Origin of the sequence: Methylobacterium sp. 37f (assembly GCF_023093475.1) — a bacterium.
Classification (GTDB): domain Bacteria; phylum Pseudomonadota; class Alphaproteobacteria; order Rhizobiales; family Beijerinckiaceae; genus Methylobacterium.
Genome location: NZ_JAGHKN010000061.1, coordinates 1 through 16,827, shown reverse-complemented (window position 1 = coordinate 16,827; position 16,827 = coordinate 1). Strand labels below are relative to the sequence as shown.

16 protein-coding genes and 3 pseudogenes are annotated in these 16,827 nt (G+C 61.3%); 6 read left to right on the top strand and 13 right to left on the bottom strand.

Annotation, left to right across the window (positions count from 1 at the left end; genetic code table 11):
* Positions 1 to 416: 416 nt before the first annotated feature.
* The 4 genes from J7U37_RS23780 to J7U37_RS23765 all read right to left on the bottom strand — a co-directional run bounded on the left by J7U37_RS23780 (position 417) and on the right by J7U37_RS23765 (position 4,219).
* A complete protein-coding gene (locus J7U37_RS23780; RefSeq protein ID WP_247637336.1) occupies positions 417 to 2,984 on the bottom strand; it encodes a CheR family methyltransferase in 2,568 nt (855 codons plus the stop codon).
* A gap of 35 nt (positions 2,985 to 3,019) precedes the next feature.
* Positions 3,020 to 3,274, bottom strand: a complete 255-nt coding sequence (locus J7U37_RS23775) for a hypothetical protein (RefSeq protein WP_247637335.1) — start codon at positions 3,272 to 3,274, stop codon at positions 3,020 to 3,022.
* A gap of 30 nt (positions 3,275 to 3,304) precedes the next feature.
* Complete coding sequence (locus J7U37_RS23770; RefSeq protein WP_247637334.1) at positions 3,305 to 3,631, bottom strand: hypothetical protein; 327 nt, start codon at positions 3,629 to 3,631, stop codon at positions 3,305 to 3,307.
* Between the two features lie 303 nt (positions 3,632 to 3,934).
* Positions 3,935 to 4,219 (bottom strand): hypothetical protein, encoded by a 285-nt coding sequence (locus J7U37_RS23765; RefSeq protein ID WP_247637333.1) that lies wholly within the window; start codon positions 4,217 to 4,219, stop codon positions 3,935 to 3,937.
* Between the two features lie 419 nt (positions 4,220 to 4,638).
* Here J7U37_RS23765 and J7U37_RS23760 point away from each other — a divergent pair, with 419 nt between their 5' ends.
* Positions 4,639 to 5,088 carry a GNAT family N-acetyltransferase gene (locus J7U37_RS23760; protein WP_247637332.1) on the top strand — a complete coding sequence of 150 codons (450 nt, stop codon included), beginning with the start codon at positions 4,639 to 4,641 and terminating at the stop codon, positions 5,086 to 5,088.
* Positions 5,089 to 5,111: 23 nt separating this feature from the next.
* Here J7U37_RS23760 and J7U37_RS23755 read toward each other — a convergent pair whose 3' ends face one another.
* On the bottom strand, positions 5,112 to 5,564 hold the full coding sequence (locus J7U37_RS23755) for a GNAT family N-acetyltransferase (RefSeq protein WP_247637331.1): 453 nt from the start codon (positions 5,562 to 5,564) through the stop codon (positions 5,112 to 5,114).
* Positions 5,565 to 5,903: 339 nt separating this feature from the next.
* Here J7U37_RS23755 and J7U37_RS23750 point away from each other — a divergent pair, with 339 nt between their 5' ends.
* Positions 5,904 to 6,368 carry a hypothetical protein gene (locus J7U37_RS23750; RefSeq protein WP_247637330.1) on the top strand — a complete coding sequence of 155 codons (465 nt, stop codon included), beginning with the start codon at positions 5,904 to 5,906 and terminating at the stop codon, positions 6,366 to 6,368.
* Between the two features lie 235 nt (positions 6,369 to 6,603).
* Here the strand turns inward: J7U37_RS23750 and J7U37_RS23745 are convergent, their stop codons facing one another.
* Positions 6,604 to 7,437, bottom strand: coding sequence for a hypothetical protein (locus J7U37_RS23745; RefSeq protein WP_247637329.1), 834 nt, complete (start codon positions 7,435 to 7,437; stop codon positions 6,604 to 6,606).
* A gap of 228 nt (positions 7,438 to 7,665) precedes the next feature.
* Between J7U37_RS23745 and J7U37_RS23740 the strand changes: the two genes are divergently transcribed.
* The 3 genes and pseudogenes from J7U37_RS23740 to J7U37_RS23730 all read left to right on the top strand — a co-directional run.
* A complete protein-coding gene (locus J7U37_RS23740) occupies positions 7,666 to 8,526 on the top strand; it encodes a hypothetical protein (protein ID WP_247637328.1) in 861 nt (286 codons plus the stop codon).
* Between the two features lie 454 nt (positions 8,527 to 8,980).
* Positions 8,981 to 10,141 carry a phospholipase D family protein gene (locus J7U37_RS23735; RefSeq protein WP_247637327.1) on the top strand — a complete coding sequence of 387 codons (1,161 nt, stop codon included), beginning with the start codon at positions 8,981 to 8,983 and terminating at the stop codon, positions 10,139 to 10,141.
* 117 nt (positions 10,142 to 10,258) lie between these two features.
* Positions 10,259 to 10,932: pseudogene (locus J7U37_RS23730) on the top strand (IS630 family transposase); the annotation flags it as partial.
* A gap of 47 nt (positions 10,933 to 10,979) precedes the next feature.
* On the opposite strand, the gene J7U37_RS23725 reads toward J7U37_RS23730, so the two are convergent.
* The 3 genes from J7U37_RS23725 to J7U37_RS23715 all read right to left on the bottom strand — a co-directional run bounded on the left by J7U37_RS23725 (position 10,980) and on the right by J7U37_RS23715 (position 13,341).
* The gene (locus J7U37_RS23725) at positions 10,980 to 12,482 is read right to left on the bottom strand and encodes an IS66 family transposase (RefSeq protein ID WP_247637337.1); all 1,503 of its coding nucleotides are present in this window, start codon (positions 12,480 to 12,482) and stop codon (positions 10,980 to 10,982) included.
* Positions 12,483 to 12,583: 101 nt separating this feature from the next.
* Complete coding sequence (tnpB, locus tag J7U37_RS23720) at positions 12,584 to 12,931, bottom strand: IS66 family insertion sequence element accessory protein TnpB (protein WP_247637326.1); 348 nt, start codon at positions 12,929 to 12,931, stop codon at positions 12,584 to 12,586.
* Entirely contained in the window at positions 12,928 to 13,341 is a 414-nt protein-coding gene (locus tag J7U37_RS23715; RefSeq protein ID WP_247637325.1) for a transposase, read from the bottom strand. Before J7U37_RS23715 ends, tnpB begins: the two co-directional genes overlap by 4 nt.
* Positions 13,342 to 13,437: 96 nt before the next feature.
* Between J7U37_RS23715 and J7U37_RS23710 the strand changes: the two are divergent.
* A pseudogene (locus J7U37_RS23710) lies at positions 13,438 to 13,722 on the top strand (transposase); the annotation flags it as partial.
* 115 nt (positions 13,723 to 13,837) lie between these two features.
* Here the strand turns inward: J7U37_RS23710 and J7U37_RS25230 are convergent.
* The 4 genes and pseudogenes from J7U37_RS25230 to J7U37_RS23695 form a co-directional block, all read right to left on the bottom strand.
* Positions 13,838 to 13,972, bottom strand: a complete 135-nt coding sequence (locus J7U37_RS25230; RefSeq protein WP_282104144.1) for a hypothetical protein — start codon at positions 13,970 to 13,972, stop codon at positions 13,838 to 13,840.
* A gap of 719 nt (positions 13,973 to 14,691) precedes the next feature.
* Entirely contained in the window at positions 14,692 to 15,642 is a 951-nt protein-coding gene (locus tag J7U37_RS23705) for an IS481 family transposase (protein ID WP_247637324.1), read from the bottom strand.
* A 52-nt stretch (positions 15,643 to 15,694) separates the two neighbouring features.
* Positions 15,695 to 16,173, bottom strand: a pseudogene (locus J7U37_RS23700) (IS5 family transposase); the annotation flags it as partial.
* Positions 16,174 to 16,531: 358 nt separating this feature from the next.
* A partial coding sequence (locus tag J7U37_RS23695; RefSeq protein ID WP_247637323.1) for a hypothetical protein occupies positions 16,532 to 16,827 on the bottom strand: 296 nt, incomplete at its 5' end.

The window sequence follows — 16,827 nt, the reverse complement described above, 5'->3', positions numbered from 1 at the left end:
TAGTCGTCCAGCGAACTGGGCAGCAACCAGGATTGCCGACGGTCCTGCCCTTCGACGAACCGACCCATGCCGACCTCCGCAGATGAGGCCGCAAGTCTACTTCAGATCGGGCTTTTGACACAGCCTCGACCCAACTCGGTCGCCTGGGGCGCCATGGGCGCTTCCCGACAGCGGCCATTTTTCTGCTACCGGGGCAACTTCGGCTTGGGGTGGTAATCGGACGTTGGCCAGTTGCCCGAAAACTGACGTTTGACCTTCGGATTAGACCGGCGCCGCGATCCGCTTTTCCATGAAGCAGAGGCGGCCGGGCTTTGCAAAGGCGTGCCGTCGCCCGCTACCCTTGCGTAGACCCGTATCCGCGTCATGCCAGCCGGATGGACCGCCAGGGTCCTAGGCGCGGAGCCCAAACCCCTCGCTCATCCCTGCTCCAGGAGGTTCGTAAAGTTTGCGACGATCCCGGGCGTCCGGCTGCCCTTCGAGGATGAGGCCATCAACCGAACATGGTAGCGGGCGCCGTCTGCGCTCTCGATCATCCGCTCGGAGGGCCGGCTCGTCGCCAGCACCATCGGGATCTCGTCCAACAGCCACGCCAGGGGGATCGGTGCCGAGAAGTTGCGCAGGGACCGGCCGACGTCGCCCGGCTGCAGGCCAAAGATCTGTGCCGCGGCGGCGGTGAACATGCGGATGTGGAGATCCGGCGTCAGGAGCACGCTGGCGACGTTCATGCCCTCGAACAGCGTGGACTGGTCGTCGCTCATCTGATCAATGGCCTCGATCTTGGACGTCAGCTCGGAATTCACCGTCTGAAGCTCCTCGTTCAGAGACTGCGTCTCCTCTTTCGAAGCCTCCAGCTCCTCATTGGCGGCCTGCATCTCCTCGTTGACGGAGTAGAGTTCCTCGTTCGAGGATTTGAGCTCCTCAAGGGAGGTTTCGTACTCCTCGATCACCCCCTGAAGCCGCTCGCGCGTCGCGCTCAGTTCGCGTTCCAGGCCTTGGAACGCCGCGTCCCGCTCATTCGTCTTCAGGGCCTGCCGCTCCTTCACGACGGGCGCAGCGGCTTCGTTAAACACGACCAGGAACAGTGGCTCGGTCGCGACGGCCGTGTTCAGCGGTTTGACGACCAATGAGATCGTCTGGAGGCGGCCGTCCGGCAGCTCGACGCTGATGCTGTCGCGCACGACCTGGGTGTTTCCCTCGATGGCCTCGCGCAGCGCCGTTCGGAGATCCAGCCGCAGGCCCTTGCGCGCCATCGCAGCCAACTCCCGGGTTGGCTGGCCCGGCACGACCTCCAAGTGATCGCCGATCCGCGAAGAGTAGTGCACGGCCTCGCCCGTCCGCGTTACGACCGCGTGCGGCGGCGTGAACTCGGATAGCATCTGCGTCTCGACCGTGTGTCGCAGGGCCGCGTGCGTTGTGACATTGCGCCGGTACGGCTGGCCGACACCCGCGAAGGCTGGTGTGTCCGGCCCGGTCATTGGCGGCAACCGGGCCGGCGGGATCACGTCGCGGGCCTGGAAGATGCGGTTCCGCTTGTCGATCGTCTCGAACAAGTCCTCGAATCGCGTCACGTTCTCGGCCATACCGATGAACAGGTAGCCGCGCGGGCGCAACGCGTAGTGCAGCACCGGCATCAGTTGCTGCTGGGCTTCGACGCCGAGGTAGATCAGTAGATTGCGGCAGGAGACGAGATCGAGGCGTGAGAAGGGCGGGTCGCGCAGCACGCTGTGCGGAGCGAAGGTGCAGAGGTCACGCACCGCCTTAGCGACCACCGCGCTTTCACCTTCGACTACGAAGTGCTGCGCGATCCGCTCGGGCGAGACGGCGGATAAGTAGGTTCTCGGATAGAGGCCGGTCCGAGCGACAGTGAGCGCGCGCTCGTCAATGTCGGTGGCGAAGATCTGGACGCGCGGTGGTTTACCAAGGGTGAGCATGTGCTCGCGCAGTAGGATGGCCAGGGAGTAGACTTCCTCGCCGGTTGAGCACGCTGGCACCCAGATCCGCACGACGTCGGTTGCTGCGCGCTCGTCAAGCAGCTTGGGAATGACGTCGGCGGCCAGGGCCTCGAAGGCGGCGGCGTCGCGGAAGAAGTTCGTCACACCGATCAGCAGATCCCGAAACAGCGCCCCGACCTCGGCGGGGTCGGTACGTAGTAGCTTGAGGTAGTCGCCCGGCCCGGTCGCGCCGACCACGCTGATGCGCCGCTGCATGCGGCGCACGAAGGTGCTCGGCTTATAGCCGGAGAAGTCATGGCCGACCTGCGAGCGGAGGATGGCGAAGATCTCAGTTAGCAGCTCGGCATCGAACTCCCGCGCTACCAGGTCGGCCTGATCATCCTGCGTGGCGGGACTGTTGGCGGCGAAGTGGGCGGCGATCCGGTGGCCCATCCGTTCGGCCGTCTCGCCGAAATCGACGAAGCCGGTCCGCAGCGAGCTGAGGGGCATGTCGGCGGTCTCGGGGCCGTAGGCATCCAGGGTTTGGGCCAGGGTCAGGCCGCCGTGCTCTTTGATCGCCTTGATGCCGATGGTGCCGTCGCCGTCGCCGCCGGACAGGATTACGCCAACCGCGCGCTCGCCCTGATCGATGGCTAGGCCAGTCAGAAAGATGTCAACCGGTTTGGTTTCGCGCACAGCCGGCGCCAGTGACTTCAACGTCAGCCGACCGCCCGCGATACCTATGATGAAACCGGGCGGCATGACGTAGACGCGGCCAGGTCGGACCAACACACCGTCGGTGGCGGCCTCGACCTCGAGCGGCGTGAAGCGGGCCAGCACATCTGGGAGCAGGCTTTTGTGCTCTCGGCTGAGATGCGTGACGACAACGAAGGCGGCCCCGAACGTCGCCGGCACCCCGCGGAAGAAGCCCTGCATCGCTTCGATGCCGCCAGCGGAGGCGCCGATGCCGACAATCGGGAAGTAGTCTTGGTCCATCGCCACGTTCTGAGCCTTGGGATCGATGCCGCACCGTTCGTTGGGTCCCAGCATCATGCGTTCTCGCCCGATGTCGAGGACGGCCCTGTGGGTCAGACGTCTTGCGTAGCCTCCTGCACGATGTAGGCGATGCAGCGGGCCCGGGCCTCGGGGCTCTTCAATTGCACGAACAGACGCAGCAGCACCACTGCGTCGGCGGTATGATCTAGACTCGCCATGGCGGTTTCGGTGTCTGGCATCTCAGCTGGGTCGGCCGTCAGGAAGGTCGCGACCGGAACACCCAGCGTGCGGGCGATGCGGCCTAGCATATTGGGGCCGTCGTCCTGTGGATCGTTACCGTTCGCCATGGCTCTTCGCCAATCCCTGTGACCCGTTGGTCAATGCACTGCAATCCCGGCCATGCGCGGTCCAATCACGTCGGCAATGCGACGTCCGACATGATGTAGCACGTGACCGAGGAGCAGACGGGTCTGGGTGTCAGACTCGTTTTCAGCGGCCTCGTAGGCCTCGATGAGAGACATCACCAATTGGTTCGACGGGCCGAGGTTGTCATCTTTGCTGCCTGCCAGCGGCCCTGCGGCGGTCTGCTCACGTGAGCGCCGCACGAGATCGCGCGAGACCTGAAGCGTTTGCCGCGCCTCTTCGGCCGCAGCGCGCAACTCACGGGCAACCTCAAGGCACCGATCTGCTTGTAGGCGGCCCATCAGGAGCGCTCCGATTTATATCCCATGTTCGCACATGGAATAATCATGTGATACGGTTCAGAGCGTGCACTAGATTTCTAGAGGTGGCAATCCTGAGATCGAAATCGATGGTGTTGAGAGGATCGAACGTCAGCATCCAGCGCAGGTCGACTTTTTGCGGTTTTCGCATAAAGCGAGCAGACGTAAGTATACCCTAATCACTGAGGTCTTCAGCTCAGAAATTACGGAGAAGTGGACCTTAACTTATCTCCCGGGAGCAGCTATTCTGCTTCCGATCGGTAAGGCCTCTTCTTGCCCTCGCCGCTAGCAGCGGGTTCCCTTCGCCATGTCGAGGAGACGCTGAGTCTCTGCAAATGTCACATTCAGCTTCGCTTGCGCGTCGCGAAGCTCCACAATCAGCCCAGCTGTGCGCCTCATCTCCGCCCGTCCTTTCCGGAAACGTAGCTTAGAGAGTTGTTTTGGACGCTTTCGCCCGTGATCCAGAACCTCATCGAAAGGAACCACCATCAGAATGGTACCATGCGCGTCGGTGATCTCGAAGCCATACCGGATCGGGTTCTCCGCGGTGGAGGCCAGATCAGAGCTCATTCCCGGCACGGCCTTAAAGGCCTCTAAATAAGCTGCCTCAACGCTAACGAGCTCCAGACCTATATCGTCGCAATCAAGGCCGTCTGGGCCACGGAGGTGAAAGTAAAACTGAGTCATAGACCGTGCCCGGTGAAAGTTTCTGCATCTTGCCAGCCTGCTCGGGTCGTTTCGGATCGTCAAGGCCGAGGCTGTACACCGGAAATCCACCCGATCCAGCCGACTAGCTCCTTCCTATCAAGTGCCCGCAAGCAGACGTTCCGACCTTCCGCAAAGGGTCGTGAGCGGGCTCGGCGACGATGTCCGCTTCCATGCATCGCCGCCCCAAAGCGGACTGGCAAAAATCCACCCACCCCGGTCGTAGAACGAACCGGCGGTCCCGACCCATTGCAGAACGACGGGGCACGAACGAGAATACCGGGATGCCCACCGCTCGTCTCGCTCAATCTGCTGATCTGCAATCGATCCTGAGCCTGTTCGCAGCATCAGAGGTCAGTCGGGCCGTCGAGCCCTACAAACAGGCTGCGCATGTGTGGCAGGAGACAATTGCGCAGCCGGGCACCTACATCTTCGTCTCCGAGGAGAACGAGCGCATTGCGGCCACCTGCATGCTGATCACCGCACCGAATCTTCTACGCGGCGGGCGACGCCACGGCTTCTTGGAGAATGTTGTTACTCATCCGGAGCTTCAAGGGCGTGGACATGGCCGTGCTGTCGTGGAGGCCGCACTTGCGCGAGCCTGGGCGGATAATTGCCACCATGTGCTGATGCAGAGTGGGCGCGAGGACTCGCGGGTCCACACTTTCTACGAGCGACTGGGCTTTGTGCCCGGTCTTAGGGTCGGCTACGTCGCCAACGGACCTTGTCAATAGTCTAAAAAAGATCAGTTCCATTCTTAACAGGCGATGGATTTAGTCATCTGCACACAGCCATCAGTGTCTCCAAACAGTTCTGGCGCCCGCGTTGTGACACGGGTCCAGCCTGTCGCCGTGTAGAACCCCTCGGCATCTGAAGCCGCACTTACGAACAGTCTGCTCAGCCCGATGTCTCGTGCATAGTCTTCGACCATCGAGTCGAGCACACGGCCGTGCCCCTGCCTCCGCAGGGACGCTGTGATGGCAACCAGCCTTACGATGCCCGTCCCGTCCCGCAGGTCGTCCAGCCGGGTGGTGCCGACCCCCTCCTCATCCAGTTTCAGAAGCAGCGCGTGATGGTGAGCAAAGCGCTCCTGCGGGCGCGCATCATCGTAGCCATCTAGACCTCTCTCCACCCAGAGCGAAGAACGCCGGATGGCGTGGTAGACCTGCCATTCGGAGGCGTCGGCAATGCGGATGAGAGTATATTTCATCGATCCAGCATACCTATGGACCGGCGGCTTTCCACCCAGCCCAGCGTAGGTCATTCTCCGACAACTTACCTCGAAGCAGACCTTTTGAGGGTTCGAGATGGGTCGTGAGCGGGCGGGACGGCAGTGTCCGCTTGTGCCAACTCCCGCCGGCAGGCGGACCGGCAGAAATCCAACCATTATGGTCGCTGATTCGACGAACAATTCAGGAACAGGACTGAGGGATCGGAACACTCCGATAACCCCGAACAGAGTCAACGAATGGCAATCTGAGGTTGAAGCACAGGATAACGGCAGTAGCGTCCCGGCATGAGATCCACACAGGATCCAATGGAGACACAGATGTCCGTGCTCAAGACCCTCAAGCTCAGCAATGCCGCCCCCATCGCCACGGCCAGCGATCCACTGGCGCGCGCTCGTGACAAGCTGCTAGGCAGCCTGGCTGATCAGCGGGCCTTCGCCACTGCAGTAGCTGCGGGCGAACTCTATACGCCACCGAAGAACATCGTTTCTCGGAAGAATGAGGCTGGTGAGCGCGTACGGGTGGAGGCCAACCGGCGCATCCGTAAGAGATGGTTCCAGGATGGTGCGGGTACCGTGCATTTCCTGGCCTACGTGGGCGGCAAGCCTCTGGAGCTGGCCAAGGGCAAGCAAGCGGTGGAGGTGGGCAGCTTGGACAAGCTGCCGTCGGTCATCGATACGCTGATCGAAGCCGTACGCGCGGGGGAGCTTGACGCTCAGATCGCAACCGCCGCCGAGGCACGCGGACTGATGATGGCGGAGCGTCGCAAGCCCAAGGCAGCTTGATCGCTCCGGGAGCGACGGTGAGCAGCACCGCAAATTATGCTGCTCCCCGCTCCGTCTGCCACTGTACGTGGTCCGCCGCACATACGGCGAAAGGCTGCATTTTAGCGGTTTTTATGAGCGTATTCTCAAGAGCTTAGGCGAACCAATGTCGTTGCCAGCTACTTGCGCGCAGGACATCAAGATCCAGCGACCGCGCCGCTGCCAACGGCCTTCGCATGCCTCCCCTGGCGACCAATCAGTGCGCGAGGCCCACCGGCTTGTCGAGCTCAACGCGAAACCGGATTATCCGATCGAACGGTGGCGCTTTCCGGTATTGCCGATCACGCCGCCACGACGGGGCGCTTTCATCACCCACCAGCCGTGTTTCGAACAGACCCAACCACGTGAGCGGTCGCAGCACCCTGCTCTCGAACGCATAGCCTGCGAAATCTGCCGGACCTTGATCCAGCGCGGGGTCCCAAACCGTACAGCTGCGCATCAGGTCTCCGCGAGCGACCCATTCCGGCGACATGACGGAAAGGCACCACAGCACGATGCCGATGTGGTTCTGCGGCCAAGCCTCCACGGGCACGCGGTCGAAATAGCCAAGGTTGACGCGCCAGAACATCGTCTCGAACAGGCAACGGAACAGATCCGCAGCTTGGTCGTCGCGAACAAGCGTTGCACCAGCTTTGGTCACCAGCAGGTGCCGCTGCCGTTTGCGAAGCAGCTTGGCAGTTTGCGCGATGATCCGGGTAGCCTCCACGGGCATCACATCGATCTCGTTGAGCACCTTGTTCATCGAGAGCACCTGGGCCTTGTCATAGCCGGGCCAGGTCATGGCATCGAAGAGCGCGCGAATGTCGGCGCGGCTCAGCGCGCCCGTAGCAGTGAGCGTGAGGCCAGCAAGAGCCTGAGCCCGATCGAGCATCAGGCGCGTGATACCAACCAGTGGCGCGGCCATCGCGTAATCCGCTGTGGCATCGACGGTGATCACCCCCGGCATTCCTCCGGCCGACAGCTCCAGCAGGGCATCCAGGCTGGCGTGCGAGAGAAGGCTCCAGACCGGCGGATGGGTGAGTGTGGTCATGCGAGAATATGTGCCACTGCCCCGACGGAGATGGCCAGGGTTTTCAGCGCTGCTTCAGAACGCTCACCCGCGCGATCGAAGGGCTTCTGTGCTTCAGGAGTGCTGAGCCCGCCGTGCGCCGGTCCAGGAGCGTCCTGGGCGCAGGATGACAGCGGTCGCTCCGGGGGAGGGCACATTGGGCGGAGTGGCCTTGCCCATCTGATCCCCCAGGACGTGCGAGGGTAAGCGATGCTGAGGCTCTGGCTCACCAGCACGGCCATCGGCACGCTTGCGGCATGGTACTGGGGCCTCGATCCATTCGCCCCCTACCTCTACGAGGTCATCATCCTCGGCGCCCTCGTGTTCGGCGCGGGCTTTCTCATCCTCGTGGCGGGTGGGCTCGGCAGCTCCATCCTCATGCTGCTGGTGGTGGGAGCGCTCCCCCTGGCCATGGGCTACAGCGAGCGGATCCTGCAAAGGGAGATCAAACCCAGCGGTGCTCTTAACCGCTATGGCGTTGATGCCCCCGTGGGCCTGGTGACACGGATTGAAGGGTCTCACCTCTATGGACGCATCACCAATCGGCACCCCCGGGACTGGTTGCGCCTGGCGATGGTTCAATGCACTCCGATGTTCGCGAACGGTACACTCAGCCAGCGTGTGCGAGAGATTTCAGTCGGCGCTGGCGGATGGCTGGCCCCCGGTGAGGAGGTGGAGCAACCCTTGCTGAGCAGTTCTGGACTCCTATGGGAGCCCGGCATGAGCATGACGCTCACCACCTGTAGCATAGGCTCTGCCGATTTTTACGCGGCCCCCCAATTCAAACCCGCGTTCACCTTCGCTAAGGATCGTGACAACCGCTACGTGTTCAAGGTCAACAACACGCGCGGCGATGCCAACCTCACACGGGTCAGTTTTTCCTGCTGGGTCCTGAATGCCGCGAGTGGCAGCCGCCCGCACAAGCAAGATTTGCGGGTGATCCCTCTGTACGCGGACGGCACCAGCTATCGCGTGCCACCTGAGCAGCGAATAACCCTCTACAACACCCAGCTTTTTGCCGGTCGCAACATCACAAGCTGCGCCGTTAAAGAGGCTTCGTGGAGCCATTGACCAGCGCGTCAACAGGGTCGCCGCTTCAGACTGCCGGAGCTTCCGGGTTGGTGCGCACGGAATATCGGTCACGGGCTGTGATCCGGTCCACCGGGAGATCGGGCATTGCACGCCCAAACACTTGCTGCTCCAGAAAAGCTCGCTCGATCTCCAGCTGCTCCTCATCGCAGTCTAGGTACCAACACCGCCGCGTACCGCTCCACCGGAAGCCGCGTCGTTTTACAGTGTCCTTGATCTCGAACGGGGCTTCCTGCACCCATAGGCGCGCGATGGGCCGGCGGGTAGTCTCCAGAAGGGCCGACACCGAAGGGGCTGCTCTAGAAATCGTTTGCGGTGCATTAGTCGCGTTTAAAGTTTGAAATGAGTCGACAGTTTTATTGACCAGACCGAAAGAGGTAGTGCAAAAAATTCAAGCCAATAACGGAATTTTGCATTCCAGCAGCAGGTATTATCGATGGTTCGGCTAGTTAGCGAGAATTGGTTTGGAGAACTCAAATCCCTACGAGAGCGGCACACTTCAAAAATGCATATAGTATGCCCTTTTATAAAAGATACGCCAATTTACGAACTATTGAAGATATCTAGGCGTAACATCAGAGTAATAACAAGGTTCAACCTTGTTGATTTCGCCCAAGGGGTAAGTGATATTTCTGCACTTCGTAGACTTTTGGTTGCTGGTGCACAAATTCAGGGGATCAAGAATTTGCACTCAAAAATGTATATATTTGGCTCAGAAAGCGCAGCTGTAACTTCAGCAAATCTTACTTTAAGTGGGCTAAACAAAAACCATGAAGTCGGGGTTATCGCAGAAAACGAATCCCTCGTCCAGGATTGCAATGGTTACTTTGATAGAATTTGGCGTAAAAACGGACAAGGCTTACAACTACATCAACTAGACAAGTGGGAAGAAATTATATCAAAATTTCAACTTTGTGGCGGAAGTTTCTCCGATATTGACAAGCTCGAAGACTTTGGAGAAGACCAAGGCATTCCAGAAAGTAACGCTGTTGCGAATCGTACAAATTCGACAGCAACAATTTCGTTTGTTAAATTCCTCGGCGCTAACAATTATAGATCGCCGCTTACATCAAATGTTCTCGATGAGATAGGTGAGTCAGCTTGCCATTGGGCACTTGCCTATCCAAAAGGTAAGCGCCCGAGAGCCGTACACGAAAACTCAACAATGTTCATTGGAAAACTTACAAAGAATCCGCATGATATATACGTCTTTGGCATTGCAATTGGAAAGCAACATGAGCAAGGCAGAGACGATGCCTCTGAATTAGATATTGCACAGCACAACTGGAAGGAAACGTGGCCGCACTACATTAGAGTTCATCAAGCTGAGTTTGTAGCTGGAACAATAGGCAATGGCGTTTCCCTAAATCAGCTGATGGACAAATTTGAATCTTCTTCTTTCGAGCCGACGAAGCAAAATGCTATCAAGGGCAGCGGAAATATGAACCCGCGCAAGTCTTATCGGAGAATGGCTGCGGTTAGACTATCAGAAGAGTCAGCAGAATGGCTCCATGCTCAGCTTCAAAATGCTTTTTCTATTCATGGAAAAGTCGCAACTCAGAATTTGGATTCAATTGGGTGGCCAAACTTAGGCTAGCTATCAACAGGCGCTCCTCTCATATTGGTGGATAGATAGCTAGAGCGTTTTCCACGATCCCTGAGTCGTTGCGGCGAGGTGAGCGTTGATCCCTGAAGGTTCGTCAGGGAGATCGCCATGGCCCGTGCCTACAGTCACGATCTGCGCATTCGCGTCCTGGACGCAGTGGGCGCAGGTCTGTCCCGCCGGGCCGCGGCCCTGCGCTATCGGGTCGGTATCGCCACGGTGATCCGCTGGGCTGCGCACGCCACGAGGACAGGGGAGACGCGGGCTCAGCGTCAGGGCCGTCCACCTGGCTCCAAGCTCGACGAGCACGAAGCCTTCCTCTTCGCCCTCATCGATGAGAAAGACGACATCACGCTTGCCGAGATGCAGGAGCGCCTGCGTACCGAGCGCAGCGTCTCGGTCGGATTGGGTACGCTGTGGCGTTTCTTCGCCCGCCGGGCGGTGACATGGAAAAAAAGTCGGCGCATGCGACCGAACAGGATCGCCCCGACGTGGCCGCATCCCGTGAGGCGTGGTTTGCCGCGCAGCCTGACCTCGATCCCGAGCGCCTGATCTTCATCGATGAGACCGGCCTTTCCACCCGTATGGCGCGCCTGCGCGGTCGCTGTGCTCGCGGTCAGCGCCTACGCTCGGGCATCCCGCATGGCCACTGGCTGACGACGACGTTCGTTGCGGGCTTGCGCATGTCGGGGATGAGCGCGCCCATGGTGCTCGACGGGCCGATGACGCGAGACTGGTTCCTGGCCTATGTCGAGCAGGTGCTCGCCCCAACCCTCAGTACGCCTTCGGTGAAGGCCGCGGTCGCGGTCGCGGTCGCGGTCGCGGCGGGATGTCAGGCGGCGATCTGATGGAGCCGAGAGGGGGTCCAGTTCCACGGCAGCAGATCGTCGATGCGCCGGGCAGGATGGTCAGGTAGCCGCGTGAGTACGTCGGCGAGCCACGCCTGCGGGTCGATGCCGTTGAGCTTGGCGGTTTCGATCAGCGTGTAGAGGGCAGCAGTGCGATGGCCGCCCGCATCCGAGCCGGCGAAGGTCCAGTTGCGGCGTCCCACCGCGATGGGACGGATCGCGCGTTCGGCAGCATTGTTGGACAGGCAGATCCGTCCGTCGTCGAGGAACCAGGTGAAGGCGGTCCAGCGCTTGAGCAGGTAGTCGATCGCCGCGGATGTGGGAGCCTTGGCCGAGAGCTTGGCGCGGTTCCCTCGCAGCCACGCCTCCAGGTTGGCGACGAGGTCGGCCGAGTGGGCGCGGCGGTGCGCGCAGCGTTCATCTGCGGTAAGACCGTTGGCGGCGCGCTCGATGGCGAAGATCGCATCGATCCGCGTGACCGCCTCGATGGCGATCGGAGCTTGTCTCAGATCGGCCAGCTCGAAGAACTTGCGCCGGGCATGGGCCCAGCAGGCCGCCTCGCGGATCGGATCCGGCTTGCGGCCGGTGTCGTACAGGCGGCCGAACCCCGAGAAAGCGTCCGCCTGCACGATGCCGCTGAAGTCCCCCAACCAAGTCTCGGCATGCGCGCCGGAGCGGTCGGGGGAATAGAAGTAGGCCGCGGCCGGCGGCTCGGGTCCACCGAAGGGGCGGTCGTCGCGCACCACCGTCCAGAGCCGGCCGGTGCGGGTCTTCCCCTTGGCCAGGACCGGCACCGGCGTATCGTCGAGATGGAGGCGCTCGGCTCCTCGGATATGGGCCTCGATCCGGGAGACCAGGGGCGACAGGGCGGTGGTGACGGCCCCGACCCAGCCGGCCAGGGTCGAGACGTCGATCGGCACGCCTTCATGGGCGAAGCGCTGGCTCTGACGATGCAGCGGCAGGTGGAGGCCGAACTTGGCCATCATCACCTCGGCCAGGAGGTTCGGCCCGGCCCGGCCCCGCGGGATCGGGTGGAAGGGGGCCGGGGTCTGAGCGATGGTCTCGCAGTCGCGGCAAGAGAAGCGCTCGCGCACGTGCTGGATCACCACCCAGCGTGCCGGGATCCGCTCCAGGGTCTCGGTAACGTCCTCGCCGAGAGGACGCAGGTGCGCGCCGCCACAGCAGGCGCAGGCTGTCGGGCCGGGATGGACGATACGCTCGCGCGGCAGATGCTCGGGTAAGGGCCGGCGGGCGGGCTTGCGCCGGGAGGCCCCTGAGGTGGCGTGCTCCTCGGGCGCGGGCGCCTGCGCCTCCGTCTCGGCCAGCGTCTCCTCCAGATCCTCCAGGACGAGTTCGAGCTGGTCGATCCGGGTGCTGCGTTCCGAGGAGGCCCCGAAGCGCTCCCGTCGCAGCCGGGCGACCTCCAGCTTGAGCCGTTCGACCGCGATCTCGGACGCGAGCCGCGCTGCCCGCTCGGCCAGGATCATGGCGTGGGCGGCAGCGAGATCGGTGGGAAGCGGCGGGGGCTCGGGCGCGTTCGACACGCCCACAGGAGAGCATATTCCTTAGCGTGTGTAACGCGTTATCCTCAGCCGACGGCGCTCGGACGCCAACTCTCCTGCGGCATTCGCCAGTCGATGCCCGAGAGCAGGTAGCCGAGTTGCGCCGTCGAGATCGTCACGGCTCCGTCCGCCACCGACGGCCACAGGAAGCGGCCGCGGTCGAGCCGCTTGGTGTACAGGCACGCGCCCTGGCCATCGTGCCAGATCACCTTGATCAGGTCGCCGCGCCGCCCTCGGAAGACGAACAGGTGCCCGCAATGGGGATCGCGCTTCAGCGTTTCCTGGACGATCAGCCCCAAGCTGGAAAAGCCCTTGCGCATGTCGGTGTGGCCGGTCGCCAGCCAGACCCGAACGTTGGCCGGCAGCGGGATCATCGCCCCTCCAGGGCATCGAGCACCCGACGCAGTGCCGCGGCATCGACGTCCCGGTCGACCGTGAGACGCCGACCACCACCGAGATCGATCTCCATGATCCCGGTCTTGCGCCGCGCTCGACGAGGTTGGGCCGCAACATCAAGATCATCCGATCGCAGAACTGGAACCGCCGGCGACGGCTCCGGGGTGATCGCGACGGGCACGAAGACCGGGGCCTGCTCGTCCCCGCCCAAACGGCCTTCCCGAGCCTGGCGTCGCCACGTGAACAGCAGGCCCTGGGCGATCCCGTGCCGGCGCGCCACCGAACACACCGACACTCCCGCCTCGTACGAAGCTTCGACGATCCGCACCTTGTCCTCGAACGACCAGCGCCGCCGTCGTTCGGCCCCTTCCAGTACCTCGACCCGCATCGCTCCAACCCACTGACCTTAACGCCAGCATTAAGGTCAGGCTTCAGCCAAGTGCGCGATACCGTCGACCGCGGCCATCACCGGACGCGTACAACCCTCAGGCCCGGCGACACCGTCATCCTCGACAACCTCCCCGCCCACAAGGGCACAGCAATCCAGGCCGCCGTCGAGGCCAGCGGCGCACGGCTTCGCTTCCTGCCGCCGTACTCGCCCGACTTCAATCCGATCGAGATGGCCTTCGCCAAGCTCAAGGCGCTGCTGCGCAAAGCGGCCGAGCGCACGGTCGATCGGCTCTGGACTGTCGTCGGCAATCTGCTCGACGCCTTCACCCCAACCGAGTGCGCAAACTACTTCGCTGCCGCCGGTTACGATCCGGAGTAGGTGGAAACCGCTCTAGCTGCCTAAAACCGCTAAAATTTTGTCAGGAAACTATGCAAGGTTTCCTTATGTCGGGTATACCATGTTTCGGTAGCCTGACACTGTGTTGGGTTCGAGCTCAGTGCTCGAAGCCGGACAACCCGTTTTCACCTACGATCTCAGCCAGCATGCCAACAATGGCGTCGGCTTGGCTCTGCGTAATCTCAAGGCCGCCTGCATTCACGAAACCACCAACGGCAAAGATGGCCAGCATGCGTGCCATCGTTGGATTGCATTCAACTCCTAGCATCGAAGTCACAATCTTCTGAACGTTTGTCGTAGCACCGTTCAAGGCTGCCATGACCGGATCAGATAAATCACTTTCAGGCTCGGTCTTAGGACTAACCATTTTTTGGCGCTCAAATGCAGGTATCGAGTAGCCCCTTCTCGCTTTTTTTAGGGCTTCTGCACAGGGCGGGGGTTACTTAGCTTCCCGGCAAGCAGGTGGGTCACAATCTAGCGATGCCTTCACCATCAGTTAGCGTTGGTGAAGTGAGTTCCGAGCGATTTTGCGTAGCGTTCAGTCTAATGCGCCATTCACACTCCCCAATAGGGAGGTGTGGTGTGGGTCGTTAGATAGCCCCAGCACTCACACCTGCACACTTCGCAAGGTGTGGAACGTCTTTGAGAGCGGAGCCGTTGTTCATTCAAAATAAAAATGAAACGTAATGAAAGATATAATTACCGCCACGATGCTTTCGTCAGGCAGATTCACTGCTGCGCCAAGCTTTGGGCAATCATTCGAGATTGGTCCAGGTGGTCCGAGTGTTGATTTACGATCGCGGGAGCAGCGGCTGCGCGACTTTGATTGCGAGGAAGCCCGCCGTGAAGACAGGCGCGACATGCGACGTGAGATGCGCCGTCGTGAATTCCAGGATGATAATCGCCCTCGTCGTCGTCGCGATGATTTCTAAAGGCAAGCCGGCCAGCCGGCTAGGTGTATGGTCCCGGGATGAGGTGTGACGGGTCGATCCTGAAGCGATCGGGCTCTTTCGTCCAGGCGTTGAGGATGAACTCGGTGGGTGTCAGACCGCGCAGGGTCTTGAGCCTGCGGGCATGGTTGTAGGCATCGATGAACAGATGCAGGTGCGTTCGGAGCTGGTCATGGCTGTCGTAATGATAGCGCTTGACCGTCGCGTCCTTGATCGTGCGGTTCATTCGCTCGACCTGCCCATTGGTCCAAGGATGGTTCACCTTGGTCAGACGATGCTCGATGCCATGTTCGTCGCAGACACGATCGAAGATGTGCTGGCTGTCGTAGATATCCCGCTGGCGTGACGTGAACTGAATGCCATTGTCTGTCAGGACAGTATGGATGCGGTAGGGCACCGCTTCGATGAAATCGCGAAGGAACTGCGCCGCCTCCATCTTGCCGGCGCTCTCCACCAGCCGCACGAAAGCGAATTTACTGGTTCGATCGATGGCCACGAACAGCCTGAGCTTGCCTTCAGCCGTGCTGACATAGGCGATGTCGATGTGGACGTAGCCGATGGCATAGCTTGCGAAGCGCTGCTTCTTGGGTCTGTCGCCGTCGATCTCGGGCAGTCGGCTGATGCCATGCCGTTCCAGACAGCGATGCAGCGAGGACCGGGTCAGGTGCGGGATCGTCGGCTGCAAACCGTAGAGGCAGTCGTCAAGCGGGAGCAGACTGTGACGCCGAAAGGCGACGATGATCGCCTCCTCCTCGACCGTGAGGACGCTGGAGCGCGGCTCTTTGGGACCCATCCGGGAATCTGCCGTCGTCGCCCGCTTGCGCCACTTCTGCACCGTCGTCGGGCTGACGCCGTAGCGCCGGGCCAGCGCCCTTACGCTCTCTTCACGTAACTGGATCGCGCGACGGACTGCCTCCGTCGTGGTGGCGCTTCCATGGAGAACCTGGCCCATAGCGCATCCCTCGCAGCATGGTGACTAACCGTATCACCACACTGTGGGATCAAACAGGAACAGCGTGAGGAAGTTCATGGGCCTGACCGGGCGCCAGCCGGAAGGCGATGGCGCGGCCCTGCCCGTCGGCGATCACGCAAGCCTTGGTGCCATAGCCGCCACGCGAGCGGCCAACAGCTTCACGAGCGTCTCGCTCGGCTGCAGATCCCCCCTTTTAGCGGCTCCCGCCGCCTTTTGGTGCGCCCGAACGTTCGTGCCGTCGAGGAACACCATACCAAGTTGGACACCGCGCTCCTGCACGAGGTGAAGAAGCCGCTCCCAGACGCCGGCACGCGACCAGCGGATGAAGATCTGGGCAGCCCGCCACCAGGGTCCTAATTCCTCGGGAATAGCTCGCCATTTGGCTCCGTTCTGATGCCGCCAAAGAATGGCCGAGAGCGTGCGCTGCAGATCCTGCGGAGGCGTTTTGGCCTTGGGCCGGCAGGCTTCAACCAGAGGCTCCAGATCAGCCCATTGCGCGTCACTCAGCATCGTCCCTCCTCCATCAGAGAGACGAAAACGCAAGCCCAGCCAATCTGTTCAGGCGACGACAGGCCCTAGTCGCTAGCCGGCCTCGACGAAAGGGGAGGGGCCGGCAGCCGGTTTCGTGATAGGAATGCGCAATGAGGATACCCACGCTACGTTGGCCTCATTGCAGCGCCGATGGAACATGAAAATTTGAGGCATGTTAAGGTGTGTCCCTAAGAGGTGCCTCATGCCGTCCAATGGAAAACGCGAAAGGGCTGCAAGTCCCGAAATTCAGTCTGCAATGGATGCTTCCGGCTTCATCGGCACATGGGAGAACGACCTTCGCGCCGATCGAGTGTATCTCTCTGGTACGCTGATCAATCTAGTTGGAATTGCGCCTGAACGGGCAGCGAGTGGGATGCCGTTGGCCACGTTCCTTTCTGGCATCCATCCTGATGATCGGGATCGCGTCGCCGAGCTTGTCCACGAGGCACATGGGACTGCTGGAAGGTTCGCAGCACAGTTTCGAACGCTTCGTGCCGATGGAGCTATCCATTGGGTATCGGCGCGTGGGCAAGTCGAGGCGGACGCACAGGGGCGAGGTGTCCGCTGCCTTGGTATGGCGGTAGACATCACCGACGCTCGCGCCGATGAAGCTGGTGATAGCGAGCGGATTGA

What these genes read in the sequence shown, in the direction of transcription:
- J7U37_RS23740 (WP_247637328.1), top strand. Translation starts at nt 7,666, where the DNA reads ATGCTGAGGCTCTGGCTCACCAGCACGGCCATCGGCACGCTTGCGGCA.
- J7U37_RS23770 (WP_247637334.1), bottom strand. Translation starts at nt 3,631, where the DNA reads ATGGGCCGCCTACAAGCAGATCGGTGCCTTGAGGTTGCCCGTGAGTTG.
- J7U37_RS23705 (WP_247637324.1), bottom strand. Translation starts at nt 15,642, where the DNA reads ATGGGCCAGGTTCTCCATGGAAGCGCCACCACGACGGAGGCAGTCCGT.
- J7U37_RS23725 (WP_247637337.1), bottom strand. Translation starts at nt 12,482, where the DNA reads ATGATCCTGGCCGAGCGGGCAGCGCGGCTCGCGTCCGAGATCGCGGTC.
- J7U37_RS23755 (WP_247637331.1), bottom strand. Translation starts at nt 5,564, where the DNA reads ATGAAATATACTCTCATCCGCATTGCCGACGCCTCCGAATGGCAGGTC.
- J7U37_RS23750 (WP_247637330.1), top strand. Translation starts at nt 5,904, where the DNA reads ATGTCCGTGCTCAAGACCCTCAAGCTCAGCAATGCCGCCCCCATCGCC.
- J7U37_RS23765 (WP_247637333.1), bottom strand. Translation starts at nt 4,219, where the DNA reads ATGAGCTCTGATCTGGCCTCCACCGCGGAGAACCCGATCCGGTATGGC.
- J7U37_RS23780 (WP_247637336.1), bottom strand. Translation starts at nt 2,984, where the DNA reads ATGATGCTGGGACCCAACGAACGGTGCGGCATCGATCCCAAGGCTCAG.
- tnpB (WP_247637326.1), bottom strand. Translation starts at nt 12,931, where the DNA reads ATGATCCCGCTGCCGGCCAACGTTCGGGTCTGGCTGGCGACCGGCCAC.
- J7U37_RS23760 (WP_247637332.1), top strand. Translation starts at nt 4,639, where the DNA reads ATGCCCACCGCTCGTCTCGCTCAATCTGCTGATCTGCAATCGATCCTG.
- J7U37_RS23745 (WP_247637329.1), bottom strand. Translation starts at nt 7,437, where the DNA reads ATGACCACACTCACCCATCCGCCGGTCTGGAGCCTTCTCTCGCACGCC.
- J7U37_RS23775 (WP_247637335.1), bottom strand. Translation starts at nt 3,274, where the DNA reads ATGGCGAACGGTAACGATCCACAGGACGACGGCCCCAATATGCTAGGC.
- J7U37_RS25230 (WP_282104144.1), bottom strand. Translation starts at nt 13,972, where the DNA reads ATGCTGGCCATCTTTGCCGTTGGTGGTTTCGTGAATGCAGGCGGCCTT.
- J7U37_RS23735 (WP_247637327.1), top strand. Translation starts at nt 8,981, where the DNA reads ATGGTTCGGCTAGTTAGCGAGAATTGGTTTGGAGAACTCAAATCCCTA.
- J7U37_RS23715 (WP_247637325.1), bottom strand. Translation starts at nt 13,341, where the DNA reads ATGCGGGTCGAGGTACTGGAAGGGGCCGAACGACGGCGGCGCTGGTCG.